The organism is Intestinimonas butyriciproducens (assembly GCF_004154955.1).
GTDB lineage: Bacteria > Bacillota > Clostridia > Oscillospirales > Oscillospiraceae > Intestinimonas > Intestinimonas butyriciproducens.
In genome coordinates this window covers 523,376-546,852 of record NZ_CP011524.1, presented here as the reverse complement: position 1 = coordinate 546,852, position 23,477 = coordinate 523,376, and the positions used below count along the sequence as shown (strand labels likewise).

The 23,477-nt window shown below is 65.2% G+C and carries 32 protein-coding genes; 6 read left to right on the top strand and 26 right to left on the bottom strand.

The window, feature by feature from the left end; genetic code table 11:
* Positions 1–22 precede the first annotated feature (22 nt).
* The 3 genes from SRB521_RS02835 to SRB521_RS02825 all read right to left on the bottom strand — a co-directional run bounded on the left by SRB521_RS02835 (position 23) and on the right by SRB521_RS02825 (position 3,900).
* A complete protein-coding gene (locus SRB521_RS02835) occupies positions 23–2,383 on the bottom strand; it encodes a M56 family metallopeptidase (RefSeq protein WP_165366541.1) in 2,361 nt (786 codons plus the stop codon).
* The gene (locus SRB521_RS02830) at positions 2,380–2,778 is read right to left on the bottom strand and encodes a BlaI/MecI/CopY family transcriptional regulator (RefSeq protein WP_116721349.1); all 399 of its coding nucleotides are present in this window, start codon (positions 2,776–2,778) and stop codon (positions 2,380–2,382) included. Before SRB521_RS02830 ends, SRB521_RS02835 begins: the two co-directional genes overlap by 4 nt.
* A gap of 153 nt (positions 2,779–2,931) precedes the next feature.
* Positions 2,932–3,900 (bottom strand): ketopantoate reductase family protein, encoded by a 969-nt coding sequence (locus tag SRB521_RS02825; protein ID WP_075705231.1) that lies wholly within the window; start codon positions 3,898–3,900, stop codon positions 2,932–2,934.
* A gap of 264 nt (positions 3,901–4,164) precedes the next feature.
* On the opposite strand from SRB521_RS02825, the gene SRB521_RS02820 reads away from it, so the two are divergent.
* Together SRB521_RS02820 and SRB521_RS02815 are read left to right on the top strand one after the other, a co-directional pair.
* The gene (locus SRB521_RS02820; RefSeq protein WP_058117003.1) at positions 4,165–4,686 is read left to right on the top strand and encodes a hypothetical protein; all 522 of its coding nucleotides are present in this window, start codon (positions 4,165–4,167) and stop codon (positions 4,684–4,686) included.
* A gap of 27 nt (positions 4,687–4,713) precedes the next feature.
* On the top strand, positions 4,714–5,205 hold the full coding sequence (locus tag SRB521_RS02815) for a GNAT family N-acetyltransferase (protein WP_058117002.1): 492 nt from the start codon (positions 4,714–4,716) through the stop codon (positions 5,203–5,205).
* 138 nt (positions 5,206–5,343) lie between these two features.
* On the opposite strand, the gene SRB521_RS02810 is transcribed toward SRB521_RS02815, so the two are convergent.
* A complete protein-coding gene (locus SRB521_RS02810; RefSeq protein WP_075705230.1) occupies positions 5,344–6,519 on the bottom strand; it encodes an iron-containing alcohol dehydrogenase in 1,176 nt (391 codons plus the stop codon).
* Positions 6,520–6,682: 163 nt separating this feature from the next.
* Between SRB521_RS02810 and SRB521_RS02805 the strand changes: the two genes are divergently transcribed.
* The 4 genes from SRB521_RS02805 to SRB521_RS02790 all read left to right on the top strand — a co-directional run bounded on the left by SRB521_RS02805 (position 6,683) and on the right by SRB521_RS02790 (position 8,838).
* A complete protein-coding gene (locus SRB521_RS02805; RefSeq protein ID WP_058117000.1) occupies positions 6,683–7,024 on the top strand; it encodes a PadR family transcriptional regulator in 342 nt (113 codons plus the stop codon).
* On the top strand, positions 6,961–7,728 hold the full coding sequence (locus tag SRB521_RS02800) for a permease prefix domain 1-containing protein (protein ID WP_133241644.1): 768 nt from the start codon (positions 6,961–6,963) through the stop codon (positions 7,726–7,728). Before SRB521_RS02805 ends, SRB521_RS02800 begins: the two co-directional genes overlap by 64 nt.
* On the top strand, positions 7,725–8,255 hold the full coding sequence (locus tag SRB521_RS02795; protein WP_075705228.1) for a hypothetical protein: 531 nt from the start codon (positions 7,725–7,727) through the stop codon (positions 8,253–8,255). Before SRB521_RS02800 ends, SRB521_RS02795 begins: the two co-directional genes overlap by 4 nt.
* A gap of 70 nt (positions 8,256–8,325) precedes the next feature.
* On the top strand, positions 8,326–8,838 hold the full coding sequence (locus SRB521_RS02790) for an S-layer homology domain-containing protein (protein WP_058116997.1): 513 nt from the start codon (positions 8,326–8,328) through the stop codon (positions 8,836–8,838).
* Positions 8,839–8,976: 138 nt separating this feature from the next.
* On the opposite strand, the gene SRB521_RS02785 is transcribed toward SRB521_RS02790, so the two are convergent.
* The 22 genes from SRB521_RS02785 to SRB521_RS02685 all read right to left on the bottom strand — a co-directional run bounded on the left by SRB521_RS02785 (position 8,977) and on the right by SRB521_RS02685 (position 23,474).
* Entirely contained in the window at positions 8,977–9,117 is a 141-nt protein-coding gene (locus SRB521_RS02785; protein WP_075705227.1) for an XkdX family protein, read from the bottom strand.
* 1 nt (position 9,118) lies between these two features.
* Positions 9,119–9,499, bottom strand: coding sequence for a hypothetical protein (locus SRB521_RS02780; protein WP_058116996.1), 381 nt, complete (start codon positions 9,497–9,499; stop codon positions 9,119–9,121).
* Positions 9,500–9,526: 27 nt separating this feature from the next.
* Positions 9,527–10,639 carry a Kelch repeat-containing protein gene (locus SRB521_RS02775; RefSeq protein ID WP_075705226.1) on the bottom strand — a complete coding sequence of 371 codons (1,113 nt, stop codon included), beginning with the start codon at positions 10,637–10,639 and terminating at the stop codon, positions 9,527–9,529.
* A gap of 11 nt (positions 10,640–10,650) precedes the next feature.
* Positions 10,651–11,235 carry a hypothetical protein gene (locus SRB521_RS02770; RefSeq protein WP_058116994.1) on the bottom strand — a complete coding sequence of 195 codons (585 nt, stop codon included), beginning with the start codon at positions 11,233–11,235 and terminating at the stop codon, positions 10,651–10,653.
* Positions 11,225–11,770 carry a putative phage tail protein gene (locus SRB521_RS02765; RefSeq protein WP_075705224.1) on the bottom strand — a complete coding sequence of 182 codons (546 nt, stop codon included), beginning with the start codon at positions 11,768–11,770 and terminating at the stop codon, positions 11,225–11,227. Before SRB521_RS02765 ends, SRB521_RS02770 begins: the two co-directional genes overlap by 11 nt.
* The gene (locus SRB521_RS02760; protein WP_116721350.1) at positions 11,760–12,839 is read right to left on the bottom strand and encodes a baseplate J/gp47 family protein; all 1,080 of its coding nucleotides are present in this window, start codon (positions 12,837–12,839) and stop codon (positions 11,760–11,762) included. The genes SRB521_RS02765 and SRB521_RS02760 overlap by 11 nt, the downstream gene beginning before the upstream one ends.
* Positions 12,840–12,927: 88 nt before the next feature.
* A complete protein-coding gene (locus SRB521_RS15985; protein ID WP_165366540.1) occupies positions 12,928–14,328 on the bottom strand; it encodes a hypothetical protein in 1,401 nt (466 codons plus the stop codon).
* Positions 14,329–14,396: 68 nt separating this feature from the next.
* Entirely contained in the window at positions 14,397–14,567 is a 171-nt protein-coding gene (locus SRB521_RS16410; RefSeq protein ID WP_257534809.1) for a DUF6440 family protein, read from the bottom strand.
* A gap of 57 nt (positions 14,568–14,624) precedes the next feature.
* Complete coding sequence (locus tag SRB521_RS02750; protein ID WP_033118873.1) at positions 14,625–14,834, bottom strand: DUF6440 family protein; 210 nt, start codon at positions 14,832–14,834, stop codon at positions 14,625–14,627.
* A 218-nt stretch (positions 14,835–15,052) separates the two neighbouring features.
* A complete protein-coding gene (locus tag SRB521_RS16855) occupies positions 15,053–15,271 on the bottom strand; it encodes a DUF6440 family protein (protein ID WP_257534800.1) in 219 nt (72 codons plus the stop codon).
* A 107-nt stretch (positions 15,272–15,378) separates the two neighbouring features.
* On the bottom strand, positions 15,379–15,804 hold the full coding sequence (locus SRB521_RS02740; RefSeq protein WP_033118874.1) for a DUF2634 domain-containing protein: 426 nt from the start codon (positions 15,802–15,804) through the stop codon (positions 15,379–15,381).
* Between the two features lie 2 nt (positions 15,805–15,806).
* On the bottom strand, positions 15,807–16,049 hold the full coding sequence (locus tag SRB521_RS02735; protein WP_033118875.1) for a DUF2577 family protein: 243 nt from the start codon (positions 16,047–16,049) through the stop codon (positions 15,807–15,809).
* Complete coding sequence (locus tag SRB521_RS02730) at positions 16,050–17,000, bottom strand: XkdQ/YqbQ family protein (RefSeq protein ID WP_116721351.1); 951 nt, start codon at positions 16,998–17,000, stop codon at positions 16,050–16,052.
* On the bottom strand, positions 16,997–17,641 hold the full coding sequence (locus SRB521_RS02725; RefSeq protein WP_116721352.1) for a LysM peptidoglycan-binding domain-containing protein: 645 nt from the start codon (positions 17,639–17,641) through the stop codon (positions 16,997–16,999). Before SRB521_RS02725 ends, SRB521_RS02730 begins: the two co-directional genes overlap by 4 nt.
* A gap of 215 nt (positions 17,642–17,856) precedes the next feature.
* Positions 17,857–19,335, bottom strand: coding sequence for a DUF846 domain-containing protein (locus tag SRB521_RS02720; protein WP_165816276.1), 1,479 nt, complete (start codon positions 19,333–19,335; stop codon positions 17,857–17,859).
* A 52-nt stretch (positions 19,336–19,387) separates the two neighbouring features.
* Complete coding sequence (locus SRB521_RS02715) at positions 19,388–19,612, bottom strand: DUF6440 family protein (protein WP_116721624.1); 225 nt, start codon at positions 19,610–19,612, stop codon at positions 19,388–19,390.
* A gap of 126 nt (positions 19,613–19,738) precedes the next feature.
* Complete coding sequence (locus SRB521_RS02710) at positions 19,739–19,957, bottom strand: DUF6440 family protein (RefSeq protein ID WP_129868768.1); 219 nt, start codon at positions 19,955–19,957, stop codon at positions 19,739–19,741.
* Between the two features lie 286 nt (positions 19,958–20,243).
* Entirely contained in the window at positions 20,244–20,651 is a 408-nt protein-coding gene (locus SRB521_RS02705) for a phage tail assembly chaperone (RefSeq protein WP_075705217.1), read from the bottom strand.
* Positions 20,652–21,026: 375 nt separating this feature from the next.
* Positions 21,027–21,485: a phage tail tube protein gene (locus SRB521_RS02700; protein ID WP_033118880.1), complete on the bottom strand. Its 459-nt coding sequence runs from the start codon at positions 21,483–21,485 to the stop codon at positions 21,027–21,029.
* Positions 21,486–21,504: 19 nt separating this feature from the next.
* Positions 21,505–22,839: a phage tail sheath family protein gene (locus SRB521_RS02695; RefSeq protein ID WP_116721355.1), complete on the bottom strand. Its 1,335-nt coding sequence runs from the start codon at positions 22,837–22,839 to the stop codon at positions 21,505–21,507.
* Positions 22,840–23,046: a hypothetical protein gene (locus tag SRB521_RS02690; protein ID WP_033118881.1), complete on the bottom strand. Its 207-nt coding sequence runs from the start codon at positions 23,044–23,046 to the stop codon at positions 22,840–22,842. It abuts the gene before it with no gap.
* Positions 23,031–23,474 (bottom strand): phage tail terminator family protein, encoded by a 444-nt coding sequence (locus SRB521_RS02685; RefSeq protein ID WP_116721356.1) that lies wholly within the window; start codon positions 23,472–23,474, stop codon positions 23,031–23,033. The genes SRB521_RS02690 and SRB521_RS02685 overlap by 16 nt, the downstream gene beginning before the upstream one ends.
* Between the last annotated feature and the right edge of the window lie 3 nt (positions 23,475–23,477).

The window sequence follows — 23,477 nt, the reverse complement described above, 5'->3', positions numbered from 1 at the left end:
GGCCGCCCTGGAGGCGGGACGTCTACGGGCGGGCGTTGCTGGAGATGTCCTGCAAAAACGGCGCGTACTCCGCCCACTCCCGGCAGATATCGTACATCCGGTCATAGGGAGTGCTCTGGTAGTCGTAGGCCGGGCGAACCCACAGCGCCTCCCCGTCCAGGTCCACCTGGACCAGCCCGTCCTCGGCCAGAAAGAGGACGCCGTCCCCGCTCCCGGCGGTATAGCGGACCGCCGCTCCGGTCAGGGCCGCCGGGGGCTGGGCCTCCACCCAGGCGTAGAGATACAGCCAGGTCCCCGCCACGCGCCATAAGGACAACTGCTGTCCCTCATCCCGGTAGTAGTCGGGCTCCGAATAGGTCCGCAGTCCGGTCTCGGCTCCCCCGGCCCAGGTGAAGCTCTCCAGCGTCCCCTCCTGCGCCAGCACCCGGGAGAGCCGCCCCCACACGTCGCCGGCGGGCGCGCCCTCCAGCAGCCGGATGCTGTCGGCGGAGATGTCCTCTCCCGCATACTCCTGCCGTAGCCAGTCCAGGGCCGCCCCCTCCGGGGTCAGGAGGTCCGCCTGTCCTCCCTGGATGGGGTGGACCCTGCCGGTCTGCTCCTGGAGGTCGGCGTAGTACTCCGCCACGGGTACGTCGGCGGAGGGCAGGACCGTATAGCGGCTGCCGTAGTTGTTGTCCTGCCACCGCTCCACACACCAGATGCCCCCCTCCCCCTGCACGGCGGGCTGGGAGAGGGTGAGGGTCATGGATCGGGTGTAGTCGGCGTTGTGGTAGCTCACATAGCGGTGCTCCCCCGGCCAGAAGAAGTCCCGCCCCAGCGCCGTCCCGCCGTCGCAGGCCGTCAGGCCGTTGCGGGCGATGAAGTCGGCCTGGATGGCCGGGAATGCCTCGAACAGTGCCTCCCAGTCCTTCCACCCCTGGCCGTCGGCGTCGGTCTCCCCTTCGTCGGAGCGGTAGTACTGCACATCGGTGGCGGTGCCCCAGCCGTAATAGTACGCCCCGTCCCGGGCGAAGAAGTCCAGGCCGCCGGCGCCGCCGTTCACGGCCAGGTAGTTCTGCTCGTACTCCACCTGGTCGTACCGCAGGATGCAGAAGAGAAAGCCCGCGGGTGAGCCGTAGTCCGTCATGCCGTCCTCATAGCTCTTCTTCTCGTAGACCCACACCAGGCACGGCGCCTCCCCCAGCTCCGCCTCCCCGGCGGGGAAGACCAGCAGCTCCTCCGACACAGCACCGGGGACGGCCAGCGTCATGCCGTTGGGGAGGTCATATTCAGTTCCGTCCTCCAGCAGGGCTGAGGTGGCCTCCGGCGGCGTCTCCCGGGGCGGGGCGGTCTCCGGCGGAACGGTCTCGGCGCCGCCCACCAGGGCGCAGCCCCCCACCGCCAGGGCCAGGATCGCCGCCAGGACGGCGGCGGCGGGCCCCCCCTTCCGGTAGCCCGCGATGGACACCAGCCGCTCTCTCAGATGTGCCTTCTCCTCGCACAGGGTGACGGCCAGCACCCCCATCCCCGGCGGGGGCGGCGTGGCCAGGGCTAGGAGGGTCTCCCCGTAGCGCCGCCGTCCCCTCCGGTCCAGGGTGCGGAGCACCGCCTCGTCACAGGAGAGCTCACAGCGGCGGGCCACCTCCCGCCGCACCAGGTACATCAGGGGATTGAACCAGTGGAGGCTGGTCACTGCCGCGGTCAGCCATTTGTAGAGGAGATCGTGCCGCCGGGCGTGGACCAGCTCGTGGCGGAGGATGTCCTCCAGCCGCGCGGGGTCCTCCACCCCCGCCGGGAGCACGATGAGGGGCCGCAGCACCCCCAGCAGCATGGGCGCGTGGACGTGAGGGCTCTCGGCCAGCGCCGCACGGCCCGCCGGGTCCAGCCGCCGGAGCAGGGCGCGCGCGGCGGGACATGGCGGCTCCGCCGTCCGGCGGACCGCCCGGGAGAAGCGGAGGTATCCCCGGACACAGCGCCCTAGGCACACCGCCGCCCCCAGCCCCCACACCGCCGTCCACAGGGCGGGGGCCGTCAGCAGGGTCCGGAGGGAGGCGCCCCTGTCTGTCCCGCCGGGGGAGGGGGAGGCCCCGTCCGTTCCGTCTGCCGCCTCCCCCACTGGGGGCCGTGGGGCCGCCGGAACCAGCTCCGCCCCACCGGGGAGAGGGGCCGTCTGGACCGGAGCGCCGCCGGTCTGGGCGGCGGGAGTGGGAAATTCCTCCGCCGTCGGCACCCGGAGGGTCACCCCGAAGGGCAGGCACAGCCGCAGCAGCACCAGCAGCCAGAGGTAGTAACCCGCTGCCCGGCTCAGCCGCCGGCGGAAGACCCGCTCCAGCAGCAGCACCACGCCGGTGAGCAGGGACCCCAGCACTGTCAGGCGCAGCAGCGTCTCCAGCAGCGTGCTCACGTCTCCCCGCCCCCCTTCTCCTCCCACAGGGCGTCGAACATGGCCCGGAGCTCGCCCACATCCTCCCGCTTCAGGGCCTGCCGCTCCACCAGGGCGGCCACCATCGCCTTGGCGCTGCCCGCGTAGAGCTTGTCGATGAGGCGCTGGGTCTTGTAGCGGCCGAAGTTCTCCCGGCTCACCAGGGGCCGGTAGTAATAGACCTCCCGCTTCTCCTGCTCCACCGCCCCTTTCCGGCACAGGCGGCGCAGCAGGGTCTTGGTGGTGTCCCCGTTCCAGCCCCGGGCCTGAGCCATGGCCTCCTTCACCTGGGACAGCGTCATTGGGCCCTCTCCCCGCCACAGGGCCCCCATCACCTCCAGCTCCGCGTCGGTGATCCGCTCCTCCGCCTCCGACATTTCACAGCGCCCCTTTCTGTTCTCAAAGATTCGGAAACCCTCTCCGCCAGGCAGAGACTCTCTGACAGGCGAAGAGGTTACAGTTGTACCCTATATCAATAGGGTACAACTGTAACCTCTCTTTGTCAAGGACAATTTGGTAACAGTTCGGTGTCAGAACAGGGGGGCCAGTGTCCGCGCCGCCTCCGGAAGGCCGGGGATGGTCCCGGCGTTTTTGGCCTCCAGGGCCCGGATCCCCTGGAGCATGACGGCGCTGACCGGGGTGGGGAGGCCGTGCTTCTCCCCCAGGCGCACCACGGTGCCGGCGAAGAGCTCCACCTCCGTCTGCCTGCCCCGGTCCAGGTCCTGCAGGGTGGAGGGCCGGCTGGCGGGGTCCTGGTTGTAGACGATCCTGTTCCGGAGGGCCATGTCCTCCTCCGTCAGCTCCACCCCGGCCTCCGCCCGGGCCACCGCCGCCACCTCGGCCATCAGGGCCCTGCGGATCCCGTCGGCGGGCCAGCCCTCCCGATAGGCCCCGTAGGGCACGCCCAGCAGGGCGCAGGGCAGGTTCTCGCTGACGTTGCCCATAAATTTCAGCCAGATGCAGTGGATCATATCCGGCTCCACCCGGCAGCGGACCCCCGCCCGGCGGAAGAGGCCCTCCAGGGCCAGCACCCGCGGGCCGGGCGGGTCGTTCCGGGCCTCCCCGATGCGCACCATGCCCCGGGGGTTATAGACCGCCGTCCCGTTTTCCATGCTGGCGTCCACCCACATGCTGGCGTAGAGCACCTTTTCCGGGCCGTAGACCTCCCCGGCCTGCCGGGCGCAGTCCAGCCCGTTGAGCACAGGCAGGAGGATGGTGTCCTCCCCCACGAAGCGGCCCACCTGCTCCAGCGCCTCCCGGTAGGCGTAATCCTTCACGGCCAGGATCACCAGATCCACCGGCTCCGCCGGGCCCTCCGGCTCTGTCAGACGGAACGTCACAGGAGCGCCGTTCACCGTGACGCCCCGGGCCAGCCGGGCCTTCCGCGCGCCGCCGGCCACCACCCGGAAGCCGTCCCCCAGCGTAGCGGACAGCCCCGGCGCGAACACCGCCCCCATGGCCCCCATGCCGATGAGGGCGGCGGTCCTGATCTCTCTCATTTCCATAACCTCCCGCTGCTTGTTTGGGTATTTGGATATTATTTTAGTGCACAAGGCGGCCCCCGTCAATCCCGGAACGACCGGAGCCCTCGCCCATTGTCACCCCGTCCACCGCGTGCTATAATGGCCCCAAAGCGGCTCCCCCGCCTTCCGCCCGCCCCGGTTACGGGCGCGGCGCGCCGAAACACGCCGCCCTTGCCCGCGGAGGAAAAGCATGGTATAATCCTGTTGCAGCCGCATTTAAACAAAAAAGGTCGGATCCATATGAAAAAGTACTTCAGCGGCCCCGCGCTTTTGTGCGCCCTGCTGGCCTTTCTCCTCTTCGTGGTGGCGGCCTGCGCCGCCTACTACTGGACCGCCGGGGTCTTTGTGACCGCCCGGCTGGCCCTTTTATATGTCGTCCTGGGCGCGGCAGGCGCCCTGGCCCTGCTCCTCCGCCGGGTGTGGTTTGCCTTCTTTTTCTACATAGGCTGCGCCTTGGGCTGGGCCGCCGGCCAGTTCGTGGGCGCTCTGGAGGGGGACTTTGCCCCCACGGCGGGGCTCATCTGCACCTTCTTCCTCATGGCCGTCTTTGCCTTCATCGGGGCGTGGCTGGAGTGGAAGCGTTTCCGGCACCGCCGCCGAAAGGAAAAGGACCGCCGGGAGCGGCAGCAGCAGGAGGACGAGGCGCGGGAGCGCACCCTTCTGGCCCAGCAGCAGGCCAAGGCCGCTGCGGCCCAGCCTCCGGCCCCCGGGGATGCCGGGGCGGAGCCCGGCGCCGGGACACAGGAGCCGCCCCGGACCTGAATCAATGTACTGTAAGGAGGACCCGCCATGGAGTCGAACCAGCTCTTTTCCATCCGCAAGGCCGTCGCGGACGATGTGCCCCTCATCCTGCAATTCATTCTGGACCTGGCCGAGTACGAACAGCTCCGGCACGAGGTGGTGACCGACGAGGACACCCTCCGGACCTGGATCTTTGAACGCCACGGTGCAGAGGTCCTCATCGCCCAGGAGGGGGACGAGCCGGTGGGCTTCGCCCTCTATTTCCACAACTTCTCCACCTTCCTGGGTCGCTGCGGCATATACCTGGAGGATCTGTTCGTCCGCCCGGAGCACCGGGGCAAGGGCTACGGCCTGGCCCTGCTCAAGCGGCTGGCCGCCATCGCCGTGGAGGAGGGCTGCGGACGGCTGGAGTGGTGGTGCCTGGACTGGAACAAGCCCTCCATCGACTTCTATCTCTCCCTCCCCGCCCAGCCCATGGACGAGTGGACGGTCTACCGCGTGGCGGGGGAGGACCTCACCAATCTGGCCAGGAGCGGCTGAACCGGGGCATTTGATCCCACGCGGGGCGGGCGCTCCCCCGCCACAGACCACTAGCGATCCCTAGCATACAGGTGTTTCAGCAGACGGAGGGGGCGCGGCTTTTGAAAAAGCCGCGCCCCCTCTTGTTTTCCACCATTCTCACAGCGCCATGCGGTAGATGGCGGCCAGATCGGCCTCCTCCAGGCGGCGGACGGCACCGCCGCCCCCGCGGCAGGCCGCCGCGCACTTGCGGGCCAGCAGGGCCAGCTCCGCCTCGGTGGGCGCCACCCCCAGCTCCCGGAGGCTGGTGGGCATGCCCAGTTCCCGGTAGAAGTCCTCCATGGCCCCAATGCCCCGGAGGGCGGTCTCCTCCGCATCCGCCCCGGCGGGGAGGCCCAGCACATGGACGGCGAACCGGGCGAACCGCTCCGGGCAGAAGCGGTATACATACCGGGCCCAGCTGCCCCACACCGCCGCCAGACCCGCGCCGTGGGCCACGTCGTAAAGCCCGCCCAGCTCGTGCTCCAGCTTGTGGGTCATCCAGTCCCCGCCCGCGCCGCAGCCTGTGAGGCCGTTGTGGGAGAGGCTCCCCGCCCACATCACCTCCGCACGGGCCTCGTAGTTCTCCGGCTCCTTTGTCAGGACCCTGGCACTCTCCATCACCGTGCGCATCAGGGCCTCGGCCAGGCTGTCGGTGAGGGCCATGCCCGCCTCCGGGTGGAAGTAGCGCTCCATGGTGTGCATGAGGATGTCCGTGCAGCCGCAGGCGGTCTGGTAGACGGGCAGGGTCATGGTGAGCTCCGGATTCATGACGGCAAACACCGGGCGGCACAGATCGCTGCTGTACCCCCGCTTGATCCAGCCGTCCTCGTTGGTGATCACCGACGAGTCGCTCATCTCGCTGCCCGCCGCTGCGATGGTGAGCACCGCGCCCACCGGCAGGGCCGCCCGGGCCTGCCGCTTTCCGCAGTAGAGGTCCCACACGTCGCCCTCCTCCGCCGCGCCGTAGGCCATGGCCTTGGCCGAGTCGATGACGCTGCCGCCCCCTACGGCCAGAAGGAAGTCCACCCCCTCCCGCCGGCACAGGTCCACGCCCTCCCGCACCAGGGAGAGCCGCGGGTTGGGGAGCGCACCCCCCAGCTCCGTCCACTCCAGGCCCGCCTCCCGCAGGGAGTCCTTCACCCGGTCCAGCAGGCCCGAGCGCACCGCGCTGCCCCCGCCGTAGTGGAGGAGGACCTTTTTGCAGCCCCGCTCCCGCACCAAGGCGCCGGTCTGCCCCTCGCTCCCCCGGCCAAAGACCACCTTGGTGGGCGTATAGTAGGTAAAGTTGTTCATCTGATCCGCTCCTTCCGGCCATATTTCACGCTCTCTTCTATTTAACCTCTCAGAGCGGCCCGCCGTCAAGTACAAATCCCGTTGCCCCCTTGACATACCTCGCTCATCGATGTATTATATACCTAGATAATCGATGTATCTGATCCACAAGGGGGACGACGCAATGGCGGACAAGACTCTGCTCTCCGGCAGCACCACCCTGCTGGTGCTCTCGCTTTTGTCGGAGGGGGACAAGTACGGCTATGAGATGATCGCCGAGCTGGACCGGCGCAGTGACCACACCTTTGCGCTGAAGGAGGGGACCCTCTACCCCATCCTCCACGCGCTGGAGCGGGATGGGGCGGTGCGCGGCTACCAGGCGGAGGCGCCCACGGGCCGGGTCCGGAAGTACTACCGCATCACCGGGAGAGGGCTGCGGGCGCTGGAGGCGCAGAAGAAGGAGTGGCGGACCTTCACGGCGGCCGTCAACGCCGTCCTCTCCGGCGCGGCCCCGGCCATGGCCTGATGGAGCGGGCTGATTTCGCCGCCTGGTGCGCGGCGGTGTGCCGGCACATCCGCTACCGCCCGGCCCGCGCCCAGGCGGCGGCGGAGCTGATGGACCACCTGACCGACCACGCCGCCGCCCTGGAGGACGCCGGCGCCGCGCCGGAGGAGGCGGCCCGGACGGCCCTGGCCGCCATGGGGGACGCCGGGGAGGTGGGCCGGGCCCTGGACCGGGCCCATCCGCCCCTGCTGTGCGCCTCCGTGGCCCTCACCAGGGCCTGCGCCGTCCTGCTGTCCGTGGCAGCCTGCCTGTTCCTGCTTCCGCTCCTGTTCCTGAGCGCCTGGGACCTGCTGATCTACCGGCCGGTGAGGAGCATCCCCCGGGAGGAGATCGTCCGCGCCGCCGCGGGGGACACGGCGGCGCGCATCGGCAACAAGGTGGTGGTGGTCACCGATGTGGTGCAGACCCGGGATGGGACCCTCTCCGTGTGCCTGCTGGAGTTCAATGTCCCCCCCATCCTCAACAGCTTCGGCTTTTACGGCTTCCAGGTCCGGGACGAGTCCGGGCGGATCTACCGGGGCGGCGGACAGAGCTCCGGGAGCTATTTCCGCCGCAGCATCGACTCCTACCAGGACTTTCCGCCCACGGACAGCGTGACCCTCCTCTACGATGAGCCCGGCCGCGCCTGCCAACTCACCATCCCGCTGGAGGAGGTGACTCCATGAGCCTGCGCGCCAAGCTGCTGCGAAACCTGGCCCTCATCCTGGTCCTGAGCTGGGCCCTCCGCTCCTTTACTTCCAGCTATTTCACCCCGGAGGGGGCCTTCCGGGCCTCCGAGGCCGCCGCCAACCACGGCCCCTCCACCGTGGCCTATGTGGCGGAGGACGGCGGAACGCGCTGGTTTCTGGCCCGATACCTGGACTCCTGGTCCTTTGTCCCCATCTCCCGCCGAGGGCCCTTCTGGACCTTCGGCAGCCGGGCCACCCTGAGCATGGACGATAGCCGGCCCGTCCAGGCCTACTTTGGGGACGACATCTCTGACGGCGTGCTCTACGGCTACCGCGCCGACCCGGCGGTGGAGGCCCTGGAGTTCCGCTTTCAGACCGAAGGGGGGCCCGTCTCCCTCTGGTGCCGGACCTTCCGGGAGGACCTCTTCCTCTGCTCCGCCCAGGGCTTCGTGCGGGATCAGGCCCTGGACTGCCGGGCCTACGGCCCCGGCGGGGCCCTCCTGTGGGAGGGCGGGATCATCTGACCGTTTTCCCGTGGTTTTTCTCCCATTTTATGGTATCCTCCCGGTAGACCATGCCGGGAGGATGCTTTTTATGCAGGAATTTGCCGCGCTGCTGCTCTTACTTTTGCTGCTGTGCCCCACCGCCCGCGGGGAGGAGGGTCCTGTCACCCGGGGCGGCTTCGTCTCCGCCCTGTGGGAGAGCGCCGGGGCCGTGCCCTACGATGCCCAGGCCCCCTTTTCCGACGTGTCCCCCCGGGCGGACTACGCCCCGGCGGTGAGCTGGGCCGCCCACCAGGGACTGGTACTGGGGACCGGGGAGGGCCGCTTCCAGCCGGAGCGGCCCATTACCCGGGAGGAGGCCGCCGTCCTGCTGCGCCGCTGGGCGGCGCTGCTGGAATGGGATACCTTTCTCCCTGACGGGGTGGCGGCCTGCAACGACTACCAGGACATCTCCCCCTGGGCCGACGACTCCCTCTACTGGGCCTGCGACGCCGGCGTGCTGCCCTGGTCCCCCGGCGGACGGCTGGACCCCTCCGGCACCCTCACCCAGGCCCAGACTGCGGATATCTTCTCCGCCTTCGCCCGTCAGGGCAGGCCGGGATAGGGCCCTGTTTTAACGCACTTCCAGCAGATCAGGCCCCCGGGGACCCTGTGAGGGTCCCCGGGGGCCTTTGCGCTGCCCGCGTTACTTCGGCCGGTCGCTGCGCCGGGACTTGGACCGGGCCCGCTCCGCCGGCGGCGCTCACGTCTGCGCCCTGTAGTCCTCGCCGGTGATGTCCCGGTACTGCTCCCTGGTGATGACGCCCTTGCGCACCGCCATCTTCACCATCGGCTTGCTCCACAGGCCCGCCTCGTAATAATACTGGATCCGTTCAAAGCTCATGTTATACCACCTCCGCGTCGTCCAGGGTGAGCATGTTCTGATATTCCAGGCTGGCGGCGATGGACGCCAGGCTCGTGGCCGTCAGCTCCTCGTTGGAGACCGCCTCGCCGGGGGCGTTCTGCGCGTCCTCGAAGGCTTCGATGGCATCCAGCGCCTCCTGGTCGGTCCCGCAGGCGGAGAAGTCGCACCCCTGCTGGGCGCAGATCTGCTTCATCTGGGCAAGGGGCGTGCAGAACGCCCCGTTCACCTCCCCGGCAGCCAGCACATAGGGGATCGCCGCCGCCGCGGGATACCGCTCCATCCACTGCCCCGCCGTCAGCACCTCCCCAATGGGCGTGATGACCTGACTGGCCTTGTCCCAAAGCTGATACCTTGTGCTCATGTTTCTATTCCTCCTTAAATAAATGATTTAAATTGTGTAGGCGTCTACGACGTTGGTCGCTGCGGAATTTCCGGTGCTGATCATGCCGCCGCCAAACAGGAGAAAATCTCCGGCTCTGGCGGACTCTGCGCTTTCTCGCGCCTTACTCAGATCAGTTGTCACCGTTTTGGTAAGCGATGCGTCATAAACGTCTACGGCACCCAGATATCCGGACTCGTAACCTCCGGCGAAAAGGGCATAGTCCCCCACCGAGCCGCCTGCTGGATTCCTTCTTCCTCGGCTTAGGTCCGCAATATCAGCAGTCGTGAGCGATGTATTGACGGATTGAACTTTAGCTCCAGGCGCATACGCAAATAATGCGTAGCTGCCTACGGATGCCGATGAACCGCGGCTGGTAATCATGCCAAGGCTTTTGCTGGTTTTTGTCAGCGAGGCATTATAGGCGTCCAAATAACTGCTGCTGTATGAACCGTCGTCATATGCCACACCCCCGGCGAACAGGGCGTAGTTCCCGACCGACGCCGCTGCGAGATTGTATCTGGCCTCGCCCAGAGCGCTTGGAAGGCTTCTCGTAAGCGATGCATTATAAGCGTCCACATCGTTCGAGTAGCCGGAATTGGAATAAAGTCCACCGCCAAACAACGCATAGTTCCCAACCGATGCCGCGTTCAACTGCCCTCTTGCCTGACTCAGGGCCGTCGGCACACTGTGGGTCAGAGAGGTGCTGTATGCGTCGACCGCGGAGCTGTCAGGCCGGCCGCCTCCAAACAGGGCATAATTTCCGACCGATGCCGCTGCGAGATAGCGTCTCGCTGTACTTAGCGCAGTTGGCGTGCTTCTCGTCAAAGCATTGCTGTAGGCATTCACTGTAGAATAGGTTGCAGCGGACGGGGCGTAATAACCGCCTCCAAATAAAGCGTAGTTCCCAACTGATGTTCCGGCATGATACGCTATGGAATTTGTCAAGGTCGCAGCCGTCCCGTAGTAGGACAACTCTCCCCCGCTCCAGCAGGGCCGGGCCACGCCGCCCACGCCGATGTACGCCTTTTTGAGCCTGCGGGCCACGCCGCCCACGCCCACATATCCCTTTTTGAGCTTCCTGGCCACGCCGCCCACACCGACATATCCTTTTTTCGCCATCCGGTCTCACCTCACTCATAGACAAAGTAGAGGCTTCCGGTGACGAGAGCGGAGGTCCCCGGGGTGAGCTCCGCCGTCCCCACACTGATGTCCCGGACCTGGGCGGCGGTCAGGGTGCCCGCGGCGGAGGCGTTGGCGTTCACCTTTCCGGCCAGGGTCCCCGCCGTGACGCCGGAGGCGGCGTGGCTGTGGCCGGCGGCCGCCGCCCCCACGTCGGCCGCTGCCAGGGTGACGTCCGCACTGAGCGCCTTGCCGTTCACCTTCCGGGTCGTGGGCACCGCCCCCACTTGGGCCGCCGTGTGGGTGTGATCCCCGGCGGCCTTGGCGTTCCAGGCCGTCCGCTCCGCCGCGGTGAGGTGGCGGACGTTGTCCCCGGTGTGGCCGGAGAGGGCCGTCTGCACCGCCGCGGCGCTGCCCGCCGGGTCAAAATCCATGGCCGGGAGCTGCGCGGCGGGCACTCTCCCGTCCTCCCCCAGCTCCGCCCGCTTCGCCAGCTCAGCGTCGATGACGTCGGCGTTCCAGTTGAAGTCCTCAATGTTGTAAAAATCCTCTGCGCTGGGCTTTTTCAGCCCGTAATTGGCTGTTTCAGCCGCCATTTGCAAGCACCTCATTTCTCAGTTGATCGTGGGTATACGCCGCCAGAGCGGCGTGGGTACGGCCCAGCAGCGTCTGATGCTGGTTGTACCGCAGGGACAGGTCCACCGTCAGGTTCACCGGGACCACCCGGTCCAGCAGGGCGGCCGTGTCGGAGAGCATCTGCCGGGCGGTGAGGGCCAGGCGCACCGTCAGCAGGAAGTCCGCCCCGTCCAGCGCCAGAGTGAATCCCTCCTCGCCGCACAGGCCCCGCAGCATCTCCCCCAGCCGCGCCATGGTGAAGGGCCGCTGCTCGTTCATCCGGGTCATGATGCGGAAGCGGCGCTGGGCCAGGTCTCCGCCGTGGACCACCGGGAGCCCCAGCAGGCGCTCCCACCGGGCGCAGCCGGCGTCGGTGAGGGTGGCGGTGTAGAAGTCGTCCGGCGCGCGGCGCAGCGCGGCCCCCGCCGCGGTGAGCTCAGGCTCCTCCGCCCCGGCCAGCGCCTGGAACTCCCGGAGCTCCCGCAGGTACTCCGGCCAATAGGACTCAAGCGCCATGGCTCATCACCCCCAGCACCGGGATCTCCTCCTCCTCCAGTGTCACATTGGCCAACCCGCCGTTGAGCCGGGTCCCCTGCACATCCAGCACGCCGGGGATGTCCAGCATCCGGGTCTCCACCTGGCTCAGGCGCACGGTGAGGCCGGAGGCGTCCGCCCAGCCCTGGACCAGCTCGGCGAAGTAGGCCCGGAGGGCGGCCTCGGCGTCGGGGCGCACGGCCTCCCAGGTCAGGCTCCCCTCCAGGGTCAGGGTGAGGGCGACGTCGATGGTCTTTCCCACGGCGGGGCGCACCGTCACCGTGTGGCCGATGGGGGCCAGGCCCGCCCCGTCCCCCTGGCCGGACACGGGGTCGATGGCGGCCTGTACCGCCGCCACCAGGTCGTCGGAGGGCACCCCCCACAGGCTGTCCACCAGTGTGAGGCCCACCGTGCCGCCCCCCTCCGGCGTGCGGAAGATCTTTACCCCTCCCACGCCGGGCAGGGAGAGGACCTTCTCCCGGTAGTCGGCCCGGTTGCCGCCGAAGGCCTGGCTCTCAAAGGAGCCGAAGTAGCGTGCCCGGAGACTCTCGTCGTCCTCGGCGTCGTCGCCGGGGACCAGCACCTCCCCCAGCTCCGCCCCCGCCAGGCCCTCCACATAGTCGATGGGGAACAGGGTCCCGAACCAGGTGTTCCCGACGCTGCCCGGGGTCTCCGCGGTGAGGCGGAAGACGCCGGCCTCCCGCCGCTCCGTCACGGTGAAGTTCACCGCTCCGCCGGAGAAGCGCGTGCCTATGGGCACGTCGAAGGCCCCCCCGTCCGCGCCGGTGAAGCGGCCCTCCCGCACGGCGGGGGAGGCCGGGGCCCGGATGAGGCTGCGCTCGGCGGCCTTCTTGTCCAGGTCCGCCCCGGCGGCCGTGTCGGGCCAGGCCCGGTCCAGCATGGTCTCCAGCTCGGTGTACAACACCGCCAGCTCGGCACAGGCCGGGGCCAGCGCGTCGTAAAGGATGGAGCCCTCCCGCTTGTCCACCTCTGCGGACACCCGCCCCAGGCACCGGGCCATCAGCGCTTCATAGCTGTGCTCGTCCGTCATACTTGTTCTTTTCTCCTTTCCTGTCTGTTTTTAGATATGAAAAAAGCAGCCCCCCTGCGGGATGCCGCTTCCTTCCCAATGGAAATGCTCACAGGTGCTCCCCCTCCGCGCAGGCGCAGATCTCCTCCTCCAGCACCTGCTCGATCATGTTCTTGAGCTGATAGAGGTCCGGCTCGCTGCGCACATAGGCGGTGAGGTGCACGGTGGGGGAGAGGTTGAGGACCCTGGACACCGGGCGCTGTGTGATGGCGCCCAGCAGCGCCTCCCTGTCCTCCTCCGACAGGCTCACCTCGCTCTCCAGCAGCTCCACCGCCTGGACCCGCTCCACGGTCTCCACCAGCTTCAGCGAGTCCGCCAGGGTCTGGTACCCGTTGGAAAAGGCCCCGGTCGCGGCGTCCTCTCCCCACCTCGCTGTGACGTAGTTGTCCATGCCGTACGAGAGGGGGGATTGCTCCGCCAGCATCGCGCCGTAGTCCAGGGGGGCGTTCTTGTTCGCCAGGTCCGGCGGAATGACAGCGGCATAGGGGTCCTCCGGTGTCGGGAACACCGGGCTCTCCGCCGCCCCCAAAGCCGCCGTCGTGGTCGCTTCCGCCTCCGCCTGGGCCGCCGGTCCCTTTTCGATCTCTAGGCTGGCGATCATGGGGATATTCACCCCCGGTATCTTGTTCAGCAGCTCCAGCACCCAGTTGATGCCGCCGATAATGCCTTTGAACAAAATACCGATGGCGTTCTTCAGTCCTCCCACCCGCATGGTCCACGCCGCGAATATTCCCACCGCGACGCCCGCCAGCCGGGCAATCAGCCCCAGAGGGGATGTGCTGAGCACCATGTCGAGGGCCGCCTGGGCCAGTTTCAACCCATTGGTGGCCACCGTATGGGCCTTGGTAACCACCGTGTGCAGAACCGTGCCCGCCGCATGGATTTTTGTTGCCATCGCGCTGGCAATGGTCGCCTTGTGGAAAATGGCCATGGCCGTCGCCAGACCCAGAATAATGGGCATCAGCGTATTCATTTTTGCCGCCATCCAGTCGATGCCCTGGGCCAGCAGCTCCACTGCCCACACCACCGGCGTGAAGAAGGGGGCCAGCGCCCCCAGGGTGCTGTGTACCATCCCCGCGAAGGACTCCAGCACCGTCATGGCCGGATTGAGAACGCTCATGATGTCGTCGCCGAAGAGCTTCCAGCCCAGGTTGACGGCCAGGGAGAGGACCAGGCCCTGGGGGGTTAGGTTGTTTTCAAATTGGTCCAATCCCTTTACCATGGCCCCTGCTATGGACTGCGCCGCGCCGTCAAAGGGCGCCTTCAGGTTCACCGACTGCGCCGCCGTCTTCTGGGTGGAGGCCAGCAGCTCCCCCATCCGGTCCGCCGCCCTCTGGACGGCCCCGGCCATCTGGTCCGCCGCCGCCGTCATTCGCCCCAGGATCCGCTCCATCCGGTCCAGCACCGCAAGCTGCCGCTCATACTGCGTCAGTGTTTCCGCTGCGTTCATATTCTCTTTCACCTCATTTTTTCCAGTAAAAAAGCAACCGCCTCGGAAGGCGGTTGCTTTTTAATTGTTCAGTCTTTTTTACGTCTATACTCCTCGTTAATGGGGGGCTTCCCGTCCTCATCCGCAAGTATCGTGAGACCACCTGCTTCTAAGGCATATACAAATAAGTATTGTATTCCTGTTTCCGTATCTACCATAACTCGGGCTATCCCACCCCCCTTTGCCGACTCGCTTAGTATTGTTACAAACCTTGACTCCTTTTTTCTCCAAACATGGTCCGCTCTCCTTTCTCCGGCTTACTCCTTTTTGCGCCGATACTCCTCACAGATCAGGGGCTTCCCATCCTCATCCAAAAGTGCCGTCAGGCCGCCCGCATTTCCAAATGACTCTGCAAACAGATATTGAATACCAGTCCATGTATCCACCACTACTTGCATGCACGCCACATCTTTTACCCCTTCTATTGAGAGTTTCACAAACCTGTTTTCCTTCTTTTCTCCAAACATGGTATCGTCTCCTTTCCATATTTCCCTTGGGTCCCCTCCATGATACCAAACCCGACCCGTCCTGTCCATTCCCCACATTCCCCGGGCGTGATCTCCGCGGCGCTCCCTCAGACCGTTCCCAGCCGGAGGGGGACCGCGTTCATTTTTTCACCTCATGCTTTCTTTCCTGCAAAAAGGCAGCCTCCTTCCGGCGGCTGCCTTTTTGCTCTTGTCCTCTGTTATGGTTCGGATGGCTTCTTGATCAGGTCCTCCCGCAGCAGGGGCTTGCCCTCCCGGTCCACCAGCACCGTCAGGCCCCCTCTGCCATCTCCCACGATATGTATGTACTGCACTCCGGTCTCGGTGTCCGCATACACGAAGATCCCTCCGACAGACCCCTTATCTGCTATCTCATGCACCGTCCTTACAAACCTTTTTTCCTTCTTTTCTCCAAACATGGTATCCTCTCCTTTCCATATTTCCCTCGGGTCCCCTCCATGATACCAGACCCGGCCCGTCCTGTCCATTCCCCACATTCCCCGGGCGTGATCTCCGCGGCGCTCCCTCAGACCGTTCCCAGCCGGAGGGGGGCCGCCGCATCCACGTCGCCGAACACGGTCTCGGCGGTAAAGTGCACCAGCGCCTCCCGTTTCCCGGACTGGGTCACGGTAACGTCCCGGACGCCGGTGATGCGGGCGTCCTGGGTGAGGGCCTCCCGCAGGAGGCGGGGCAGCTCGCCCTGGGCCACCCGGACGCTGCGGCCGGTGAGCCGGCCCAGCTCCGCGCCGTAATTCCAGGAGTAGATGGGCCAGGCGAAGCGCTCGGTGTGCAGGATCTGATAGATGGCCTGCTCCATGGCCTCCCGCCCGTCGGTAAAGCCGTCGATGCGCCCGGCGGCGAAGTCCGCCCGGTAGGTCCGGCTGGGCCGCTGCGCGGCGGGCACCAGGGGTGTGCCCCCCTGCAAGAGGATTCCTCCCTGTGTCGGCAGCACGCTCACAGCCTCCCCAGTACCAGGAATTCCTGTCCGCCCCGGTTGCGGAGGAGGGCCAGGCCGTCCCCCGCTTCCAGGCTCTCACGGGTCCCCCGCAGCAGGGTGAGGGCCCGCTCCCCCAGCTCGAAGCGGTTGTCCACCCGCACCCGCAGGGGGTCCAGCCCGGTCACCGTGCCGTAGAGCACCATGGCCGGCGCGGCGCACTCGTCGCTCTGCCGCGCGATTTTTTTGATCTGTTCCAGCATTCAAATCACCTTCACTTTCAAATTCATGGTCTCCGCCATCAGGTCGTGGCGGGCCTCCTCCACCAGGAAGGGCTGCTCCAGCCCCTCCCGGCCGATGCGGATGTATACCGTCTTTCCCGCCCGCACCTCCGGCAGCGCCAGGGCCCGGAGCTCCAGGGTCCTGGCAGGCCGGTTGTACAGCTCCAGCCTCCGTTCGGCCTCCTGGCGCATCTGGGCCTCGTTCATCTCCCCGTCCACCTGCTGATAGTCCTGCAGGATGCCCCACAGCGCCTGGGTCTCCGGGTCGTGCCGCATCACGCTCTTGCGGTTTCCCTCCTCCCCGTCCCCCTGGACCAGCTTGATCTGGTTGTAGGTCTCACCGTCGATATCCACATCGTAGGTGTAGCCGGTGGCTAGGCTCCCGTCCCCGATCACGGGCAGGTCCCCCTCGCCCGTCACCTCCCCCAGGCGCAGCGCGCCGCAGTCATCCCACAGATAGAACATCTGCCCGCCGTGGACCAGGGTCAGGTCCAGGGCCCTCAGGATGATGTCCAGGAGGCTGGTCCCGTCCTCCACCAGCCGGGGAATAACGTAGCCGGTGTTGGGCAGGTCCCCGGTCTTCAGCTTGAAGTCGGCGGCGATCTGGGCCAGGATCTGGTCCGCCCGCTGGCCCTCAAAGACGTAGCTCTCCTTGTATTTCAGGTAGCGGAGCTGGTCATAGACGGTGAGGTTCAGCTCCTCCCCCTCGCCGGAGCTGACCTTGAACACATAGCCCTGGAAAAAGGTCTCCCCGTCCCGCCGGGCCGCCACCATGCCGCCGCAGACCCACGCCGTCTCGCTGCGCAGCACCGTCAGCTCCAGGGCGGCGGGGGAACCCGTGCGCTTGGTGGTCCAGGTACAGGCCGTGACCAGGGTCGTCACGTCCCAGGCCTCCTCCTCCCCCGGCGCCCGGTAAAGCACTGATAAACTCATGGTATCGTCAACACCTGCCCCGGATAGATGAGATTGGGGTTGGCCCCCACCACGGCCCGGTTGGCTTCGTAGAGCTTCCGCCACTGGGTCCCGTCTCCGTAAAACCGCCGGGCGATGGCCCACAGGCTGTCCCCCGGGACCACCGTATAGCTGCCGCTCCCGGCGTCCTCTGGCGCGCCGGCCCGGTCCGCCTCCCGGACCTCCCCCTCGGGCAGGGTGACGCGGCTGGGGGCGTAGCTCCGCCATTCGGTGAGCTGGATGGAGTAATAGAGGTCGCCGGGCTCCCCGCCCCGCTCCTCATAGCTGAAATCCTCGATGCCGAAGGGCACGTCCAGGTCCAGGTCCGTCCCCTCCAGCCGGAGGTACACCGGCTCTTTTTTGTCCCGGTAGCGCTGGATATACCGCACCGCCAGAATGGGCGTCAGCGGCTGTCCGTCCATGCAGGGGAGCTTCCACGCGGGGAGGAGCCCCTCCCACTCCACCTTGCGCAGTCCCCTGCCCCGCAGGAGCAGGACCTCACCCAGCTCCAGCACCTCCGCCGTCTCGTTCCGGCCCGCGGCGCGCACCGCGAGCTTTTCCGGCAGCACCTGCAAGGGCAGCTCCAGGCTGCCCATAATGAGATACATTCTGTATCGGTTCATCGGCGCGCCCCCTTCGCCGCCGCATTCGCCGCTCTGTCCCATTGGCGGGTCCTGTGGACCCGCCGGTCATATCTCTGCAGCGCCTCTTCCATTTCCATTCTCTCACCTCATTTTTTGATAGAAAAAGCAACCGCCTCCCGGCAGTTGCTTTTTCGCTTGGGCTTCTTTTCTCCATGACGCTGAAAAGGTTCTCTTTTGTCCACCGGCCCGGCGTCTTACAGATAGGCTCCCTCCGCCGACATCAGGATCTCCTCCTCCAACTTGCGCTCTATGGTCCGCAGCATCGCGTCCACGTCCACCTGTCGGTCCACCCTGGCGTTCAGCGTCACCGTGGGCGTCAGGCTGACGAAATTCTGCAAGAAGCGCATCTCCGCCACGTCCCGCATCAGGTCCAGGTCCTCCTTTGCCACGCTCACCTCGTTTTCCACGCGCCCCAGGCTCTCCACATGGTTTACATTCAGACCGCCGCCCACGCCGTATGTGTCCGGATCCATTCCTCCATATATGACCTCCATCTCGTTGGGCTGTTCTGCGGCAGCGCCCGGGTCGGTTCCCGCAGACAATGCGCTTTCTCCGGCCTCTTCTGCGCTTTTACTTTTCATTTCATTGATCCTCATCTGTCGCAGGCGGTGGTTTTCCTCTGCCTCTGTCTCCCATTTTGCCATTGTCTCGGCTCGCGCCCGCTTTGCCTCCTCATTCTTTAAAGCGGCCTCTGCGCCAAAGGTAACCTGTTCAATCAGGGGAATCGCGATTCCCGGCAGTTTGTTGACGTTTTCGATCAGCTTGTTGAGGAGGTCGATGCCGCCGTTTACCACATCCTGTAATCCAGTCAAAAATCCGACCTTAAAATCCCCCATATAATCGAGGATACCATAAAAAGTGCGCATAAAGCCCAGATCCATCTTATCCAGGAAATAGCTCACCTCATCCACCACGATCGCCCATGCAGTGCGGATCCCTCCCACAGACTGGATCCAACGGTAGAGCAGTCCAATGACCACACCGATAGCCAGCGCGATCCAGGTGAGCGGGCAGGCCAGCAGCGATGTGTTAAATACCTTTTGCGTCACGCTCGAAATTGCCGTGGCCGCCGTATGGGCCCAGGACGCGATTGTTCCGGCAATCAGTTTTGCGTTAAAGACCATCAGTGCTGCCGCCGCGCCCCCAATCACGGGGGCCAGCGCGTCCATATTGGCCGCCACCCAGTCCAGGGCGGCGGCCATCCGCTCCAGCACCCCCACAACGGGGGCAAAAAGAGGGGCCACCGTCCCCAGCACGCCCCGTACCACCCCGGCAAAGGACTCCAGCACCGTCAATGCCGGAGTGAGAATGTTGATAATGTCGTTGCCGAAAAGCTGCCAGCCGATGTCAATGGCGAGGGGCCAAAGAAGGCTTTTGCCGCTTAACAAAGTTTTGGGATTTAAGAGTGTTTTTAACTTAGAGATGCCTTCTTGCGCTTTTGAACTCATTGTCTTGACCATGGAGTCAAAAGGCGATTTTAAATTGGTCGCCTTCTGTGTTGTTTTTTCTGTCGATGTCTGGAGCAGTCCCATCCGGTCTGCCGCCGCTTGGATTGCGGCTCCCACCCGCTCCACGGCGTTTGTCATCTGTTCCATCGCACGGTTCATGCTGTCCGCCGCCGCAAGCTGTTGATCATAAAATTTCAGTGTCTGTTCCGCTGTCAATGCTTTCACCTCCATAAAAAAGCAACCGCCTTCCGGCAGTTGCTTTTCGCACCACTTATTCTTATTCTTTTTCCTTTTTGCGTCTGTACGCCTCGTTGATCAGGGGTTTTCCGTCCTGGTCCACAAGCACGCCGCATCCACTTGCCTCCTCCGTACTCCATGTAATTAAATATTGTACTCCCGTTTCCGTATCCACCAGTATTTTTACATTACCAAAATCCTTTGCAACTCCAGAATAACACTGAACAAACCTGGGCTCTTCCTTTTTCTTCTTTTCTCCAAACATGCCCATCATCCTTTCCAGTTTTCCCCTTTGGATTCTTCCCCATTATACCGGAACATCCCCTCCTTGTCCACCAGCCCATCAAAAAAGCAACTGCCTCCCGGCAGTTGCTTTCCGCACCACTTATTCTTATTCTTTTTCCTTTTTGCGTCTGTACGCCTCGTTGATCAGGGGCTTTCCGTCCTCGTCCACCATCACCGTGAGTCCCCCCCCCTCCGATGAGTCTACAAATAAATATTGAATTCCATTTTCCGTATCTACCAATATGCGCGTAAAACAACCGCCTTTACTGGGAACCATTGTTTCAACAAACCTGGGCTCTTCCTTTTTCTTCTTTTCTCCAAACATACCTATCATCCTTTCCAGTTTTCTCCTTTGGGTTCCTTTTTATTATACTGGAAAACCTTTGCCCTGTCCACCGGTCTGTCGGCCTGGCGGCCTTGCCGCCGGGCCGGGACTTCCGCCTATTTCTTCCTGTGCCGCAGGGCTTTTTTCTCCCGCTCCAGCTGGAGGTCGATGGAGGCGTACACAAAAGCCCGCTCCCGGGGCGGCAGCGCCATGAGGGCCCCCGGCAGCAGGTGGAACCGCTGGAGGGCGTAGTGGGCGTATCCCGCCTCGCTGTCGCCCTCCCGGATCAGTTTTTTGCCTCGTCCCTCAGCTCGTCCATATCGCTGGAGAAGCCGTTGATCTCCTGCACCGCCAGCAGCAGGTCGATAAACTGTCCCGGCTTGAGCATTGCGTCGATCAGGGCCTCGGCCCCCACCACGCCGTACTTGGCCTGGAGCTGGGCGTCCTTGAAGTTGGGGGACACGCAGCAGGCGGCCACCAGGCGGCTATTGTAGAGGTCGCTGTCTGTCTCCGCACTCTTTTGACGGCTCTTTTTGTCAAAGGTCACTTTCTGGCAGGTCTTTCGAATGGATTTACTTTCGGCCTCGGTGGTGGCGCGCACCACAAAGGGGTAGGGGAACCCGGCGATGTCCACCTCCATGGTCTCGTTTTCCCGCACCTCCTGCTCCATCAGGAATTCCATCAGCTTATCCATAAAAAATACCGCTCCTTTATCTTTTCATATTGTTTCATTTTGCTTCCGCCCCACGGACATGGGAGGGGAGGGGGCCCGTGCCCCCTTCCCAGTCTGTCGAAAAAGCCAGGCACCCTGCAAGGAAGTCAAATCACCTTACAGGGGACAAAAGACCTCGGCAGAGTTTTGCCGCCCTCGGCGGCAAAAGAAATTGAAATCCGATTTTTGCGGGGACCTGTGCCTCGCAAAAATCACTTCTCAGGCCGCAAGCATGCGAGTGCAGCGAGTGCGACGCAGCGGCCTGCAAGAGTTCAAAAAAGTGCAAGCACTTTTTTGAAGCGTGTCGAGGTTTCTCGACACGCTGGGGAGGGGGCCCCGCGCCCCCTCCCGCCTGCGTCACACCTTGGAGAAGGGGGTCAGGATGTCCCAATCCTCAAAGGTAAAGTCGGTCTCCTCCTCCAGGGGGTCGTCGGAGTCGCCGTCCAGCTTGGCCAGTACGGTGGCGTCCAGGTTGACCCCCTCCAGGCGGATGATCTGCCGCCCGGCGGAGGAGTCGGGGTCGTCGTTTTCGATCACCAGGTCGAAATAGGCGTCCCGGCCCGTCGCCTTCCACTCCGCCAGCTTGGCCCGGAAGAGCGGGGTGATGTAGTAGATGGTCATGGAGCCGGTGCCCTCCGCGCCGGTGGTCTTGTGTCCCACCATGCGCCGGCCGATGGACTTTACCTGGCTCTTGGTCTTTTCCACCTTGGCCTCGATGGTCTTGGCGTAAAAGAGCTCCTCGTTGTTCCCGTCAATCTTGGCGTACGCGCGTCCCTCCTTGCCGGACACCGCATCCCAGCCGTTGAGTACCTTCATGTTCGTTCACTCCTCTCTTTTAATGGACGGCCACCGTCATATACAGCTTTTCCATGCTGTCGTTGGGGGTGAGGGCGCAGGCCACGGACACGTCCCGCTTGCCGTCCCCCTGGAGCACGGTCACGTCGTCGGGCGCAAAGCCGCTGATGGCGTCGATGCCCTCGTATTCCTTTCCGAGGGCCACCAGGTCGGCCTTGAAGAGGGCCCGGCCCGTCTCACTGTTGGTCTGTGTACCCAGGTAGCTCTGGGAGAAGGTCCGGGCCACATCGTTGGCCCAGCCGTCCATGACCCGCACCACCCGGTTGGAGGTCCAGTCCTCGCTGATCCCTCCGCCGAAGCTGGTGCGGCTGTTGAGGTCGGAGAGGACCCGGGCCTTTCCCCCGTCGGGGTAAAAGACGAACTCGCCCGCCTGCATGGCCTGCTCGTATTGTCCTCTGGTGTACTTGACGTCCACATCCACCGCGCCGTCGTAGGCCGTGTTGGTGAGGGACTCGTTCACCTCCGCCCCGGCGGTGGCGCCGGTGACCCAGGCCACGGCCTTGTCGCCGGTGAGCACGGTGCCGTCGGTGAGCACCACGCCGTTTTTCACGCTGATAAGGCCGATGTCGTCCCCGGCGTGCTGGTAGAGCACCCCCACCACCTTGCGTCCGTCCTCGTCCCGCAGCCGCTTGACGAAGGCGTCCACCAGCGCCTTTACGCTCTCATCCGTGCCGGGATAGCCCACGGCGTTGAAGTCCTCCACCTCCAGGGCGGTGAGCCAGGCCGCGTAGGCCGCGCCGTTCACCGTGCCGTTGGTTCCGCCGGTGAGGGCCGTGGCGGCCGCCGCCGTCAGGGTCTCCGCCGTGCCGAAGCTCACAAAGTCGTTGGCTTTCAGGTCCGCCGCGCCGCCGGAGGCCGCCACGGTCTGGCGGTCCACCTCCTGTTCCTCCAGATAGGTCACCACGTCCACCTTCTCCTCGTCGTCGGCGTTGGCCTGCACCGCCGCCCGGAGGCTGTTGCCCCGGGTGCCGCCCCACCGGGCGGTGACGGTCAGGCCTCCCACTGTGGCGCCGGCCTTGGTCCCGCCGGCGTTCACCCGGTACACCAGCAGGGTCGAGCACCGCTTCAGCGCCTCCCGGATGAGCAGCAGCTCCGCCGCCGTGGCGTCATGGCCGAACACCTTCAGGGCCGTCTGGTTGAACTCCCCGGCCTCCAGGGCATAGATCTGGCCCTCCGGCCCCCAGTCCAGCTCCAGGGGCAGGGCCGCCGTGCCCCGCTCTCCCAGCGTGGCGGCGGAGGCCGTGCTCACGAAATTGATGTAGCTGCCGGGCAGGATCTTGTTTTGCACCGTAAAGGTGCCGCCTCCCATAGACATTCAGTTCACCTTTCTTTTCAAAAATGTTTCCGCCAAGCCCTGCGCCTGGCCTTTGGTGTAAAGTCGCCCCTCTTCCAGGACGGCGGAGAGCACGTCCCTGGGGACGGCCATGGTCTCGGCCTTCAGGAGCTGCCGCCGGGTGAACACCGGTTCCACTCCGCCCCGCCGGGACCGCTTGGGGGTCTTGGTCGTCACTGTCTCTTCCATGTCTCCTCCTGTTTCAGGTATTCCATCACCTCTCCGGTGGTCTGGGGCTCCTCCCGGTAATAGAGGTCGACGTCAAACGTAAATTGGCAGGACTTCCCGTCCTCTGCCACCTGGGCCTTCCGGCCCGTCAGGCGTACCGTCCGGGTGTGCGCTCCCTCCGCCGCCTCCAGCCGCCGGAAGGAGGCGAACATGGTCTCCGCCCACTGGGCGAAGGCCCCGGCGTCTCCGCTGTCCAGAAAGTAGCGCACCCGAAAGCGCGCCTTCCGGTGCCGGAAGCGGTCCAGCCCCTCGGTCTGTTCGGAGCCGGTGGGCTCCAGGAAAAAGCTTCCGTCGGCCCCCGCGGGGATGGTCCCGGTGTACACGGGCCGGTCGGGCCACAGGGCCGTGAGCTTTCCCGCGGCCGCCTGCATAAGGTCGTATTCCGTCATACT

Excerpts from the sequence above, each read along its gene's own strand:
- SRB521_RS02830 (WP_116721349.1), bottom strand. The coding sequence starts at position 2,778 with ATGTCGGAGGCGGAGGAGCGGATCACCGACGCGGAGCTGGAGGTGATG.
- SRB521_RS02825 (WP_075705231.1), bottom strand. The coding sequence starts at position 3,900 with ATGAGAGAGATCAGGACCGCCGCCCTCATCGGCATGGGGGCCATGGGG.
- SRB521_RS02820 (WP_058117003.1), top strand. The coding sequence starts at position 4,165 with ATGAAAAAGTACTTCAGCGGCCCCGCGCTTTTGTGCGCCCTGCTGGCC.
- SRB521_RS02815 (WP_058117002.1), top strand. The coding sequence starts at position 4,714 with ATGGAGTCGAACCAGCTCTTTTCCATCCGCAAGGCCGTCGCGGACGAT.
- SRB521_RS02810 (WP_075705230.1), bottom strand. The coding sequence starts at position 6,519 with ATGAACAACTTTACCTACTATACGCCCACCAAGGTGGTCTTTGGCCGG.
- SRB521_RS02805 (WP_058117000.1), top strand. The coding sequence starts at position 6,683 with ATGGCGGACAAGACTCTGCTCTCCGGCAGCACCACCCTGCTGGTGCTC.
- SRB521_RS02795 (WP_075705228.1), top strand. The coding sequence starts at position 7,725 with ATGAGCCTGCGCGCCAAGCTGCTGCGAAACCTGGCCCTCATCCTGGTC.
- SRB521_RS02790 (WP_058116997.1), top strand. The coding sequence starts at position 8,326 with ATGCAGGAATTTGCCGCGCTGCTGCTCTTACTTTTGCTGCTGTGCCCC.
- SRB521_RS02785 (WP_075705227.1), bottom strand. The coding sequence starts at position 9,117 with ATGAGCTTTGAACGGATCCAGTATTATTACGAGGCGGGCCTGTGGAGC.
- SRB521_RS02780 (WP_058116996.1), bottom strand. The coding sequence starts at position 9,499 with ATGAGCACAAGGTATCAGCTTTGGGACAAGGCCAGTCAGGTCATCACG.
- SRB521_RS02775 (WP_075705226.1), bottom strand. The coding sequence starts at position 10,639 with ATGGCGAAAAAAGGATATGTCGGTGTGGGCGGCGTGGCCAGGAAGCTC.
- SRB521_RS02770 (WP_058116994.1), bottom strand. The coding sequence starts at position 11,235 with ATGGCGGCTGAAACAGCCAATTACGGGCTGAAAAAGCCCAGCGCAGAG.
- SRB521_RS02765 (WP_075705224.1), bottom strand. The coding sequence starts at position 11,770 with ATGGCGCTTGAGTCCTATTGGCCGGAGTACCTGCGGGAGCTCCGGGAG.
- SRB521_RS02760 (WP_116721350.1), bottom strand. The coding sequence starts at position 12,839 with ATGACGGACGAGCACAGCTATGAAGCGCTGATGGCCCGGTGCCTGGGG.
- SRB521_RS15985 (WP_165366540.1), bottom strand. The coding sequence starts at position 14,328 with ATGAACGCAGCGGAAACACTGACGCAGTATGAGCGGCAGCTTGCGGTG.
- SRB521_RS02750 (WP_033118873.1), bottom strand. The coding sequence starts at position 14,834 with ATGTTTGGAGAAAAGAAGGAAAACAGGTTTGTGAAACTCTCAATAGAA.
- SRB521_RS16855 (WP_257534800.1), bottom strand. The coding sequence starts at position 15,271 with ATGTTTGGAGAAAAGAAGGAAAAAAGGTTTGTAAGGACGGTGCATGAG.
- SRB521_RS02735 (WP_033118875.1), bottom strand. The coding sequence starts at position 16,049 with ATGCTGGAACAGATCAAAAAAATCGCGCGGCAGAGCGACGAGTGCGCC.
- SRB521_RS02730 (WP_116721351.1), bottom strand. The coding sequence starts at position 17,000 with ATGAGTTTATCAGTGCTTTACCGGGCGCCGGGGGAGGAGGAGGCCTGG.
- SRB521_RS02725 (WP_116721352.1), bottom strand. The coding sequence starts at position 17,641 with ATGAACCGATACAGAATGTATCTCATTATGGGCAGCCTGGAGCTGCCC.
- SRB521_RS02715 (WP_116721624.1), bottom strand. The coding sequence starts at position 19,612 with ATGTTTGGAGAAAAGAAGAAAAAGGAAGAGCCCAGGTTTGTTCAGTGT.
- SRB521_RS02710 (WP_129868768.1), bottom strand. The coding sequence starts at position 19,957 with ATGTTTGGAGAAAAGAAGAAAAAGGAAGAGCCCAGGTTTGTTGAAACA.
- SRB521_RS02705 (WP_075705217.1), bottom strand. The coding sequence starts at position 20,651 with ATGGATAAGCTGATGGAATTCCTGATGGAGCAGGAGGTGCGGGAAAAC.
- SRB521_RS02700 (WP_033118880.1), bottom strand. The coding sequence starts at position 21,485 with ATGAAGGTACTCAACGGCTGGGATGCGGTGTCCGGCAAGGAGGGACGC.
- SRB521_RS02695 (WP_116721355.1), bottom strand. The coding sequence starts at position 22,839 with ATGTCTATGGGAGGCGGCACCTTTACGGTGCAAAACAAGATCCTGCCC.
- SRB521_RS02690 (WP_033118881.1), bottom strand. The coding sequence starts at position 23,046 with ATGGAAGAGACAGTGACGACCAAGACCCCCAAGCGGTCCCGGCGGGGC.
- SRB521_RS02685 (WP_116721356.1), bottom strand. The coding sequence starts at position 23,474 with ATGACGGAATACGACCTTATGCAGGCGGCCGCGGGAAAGCTCACGGCC.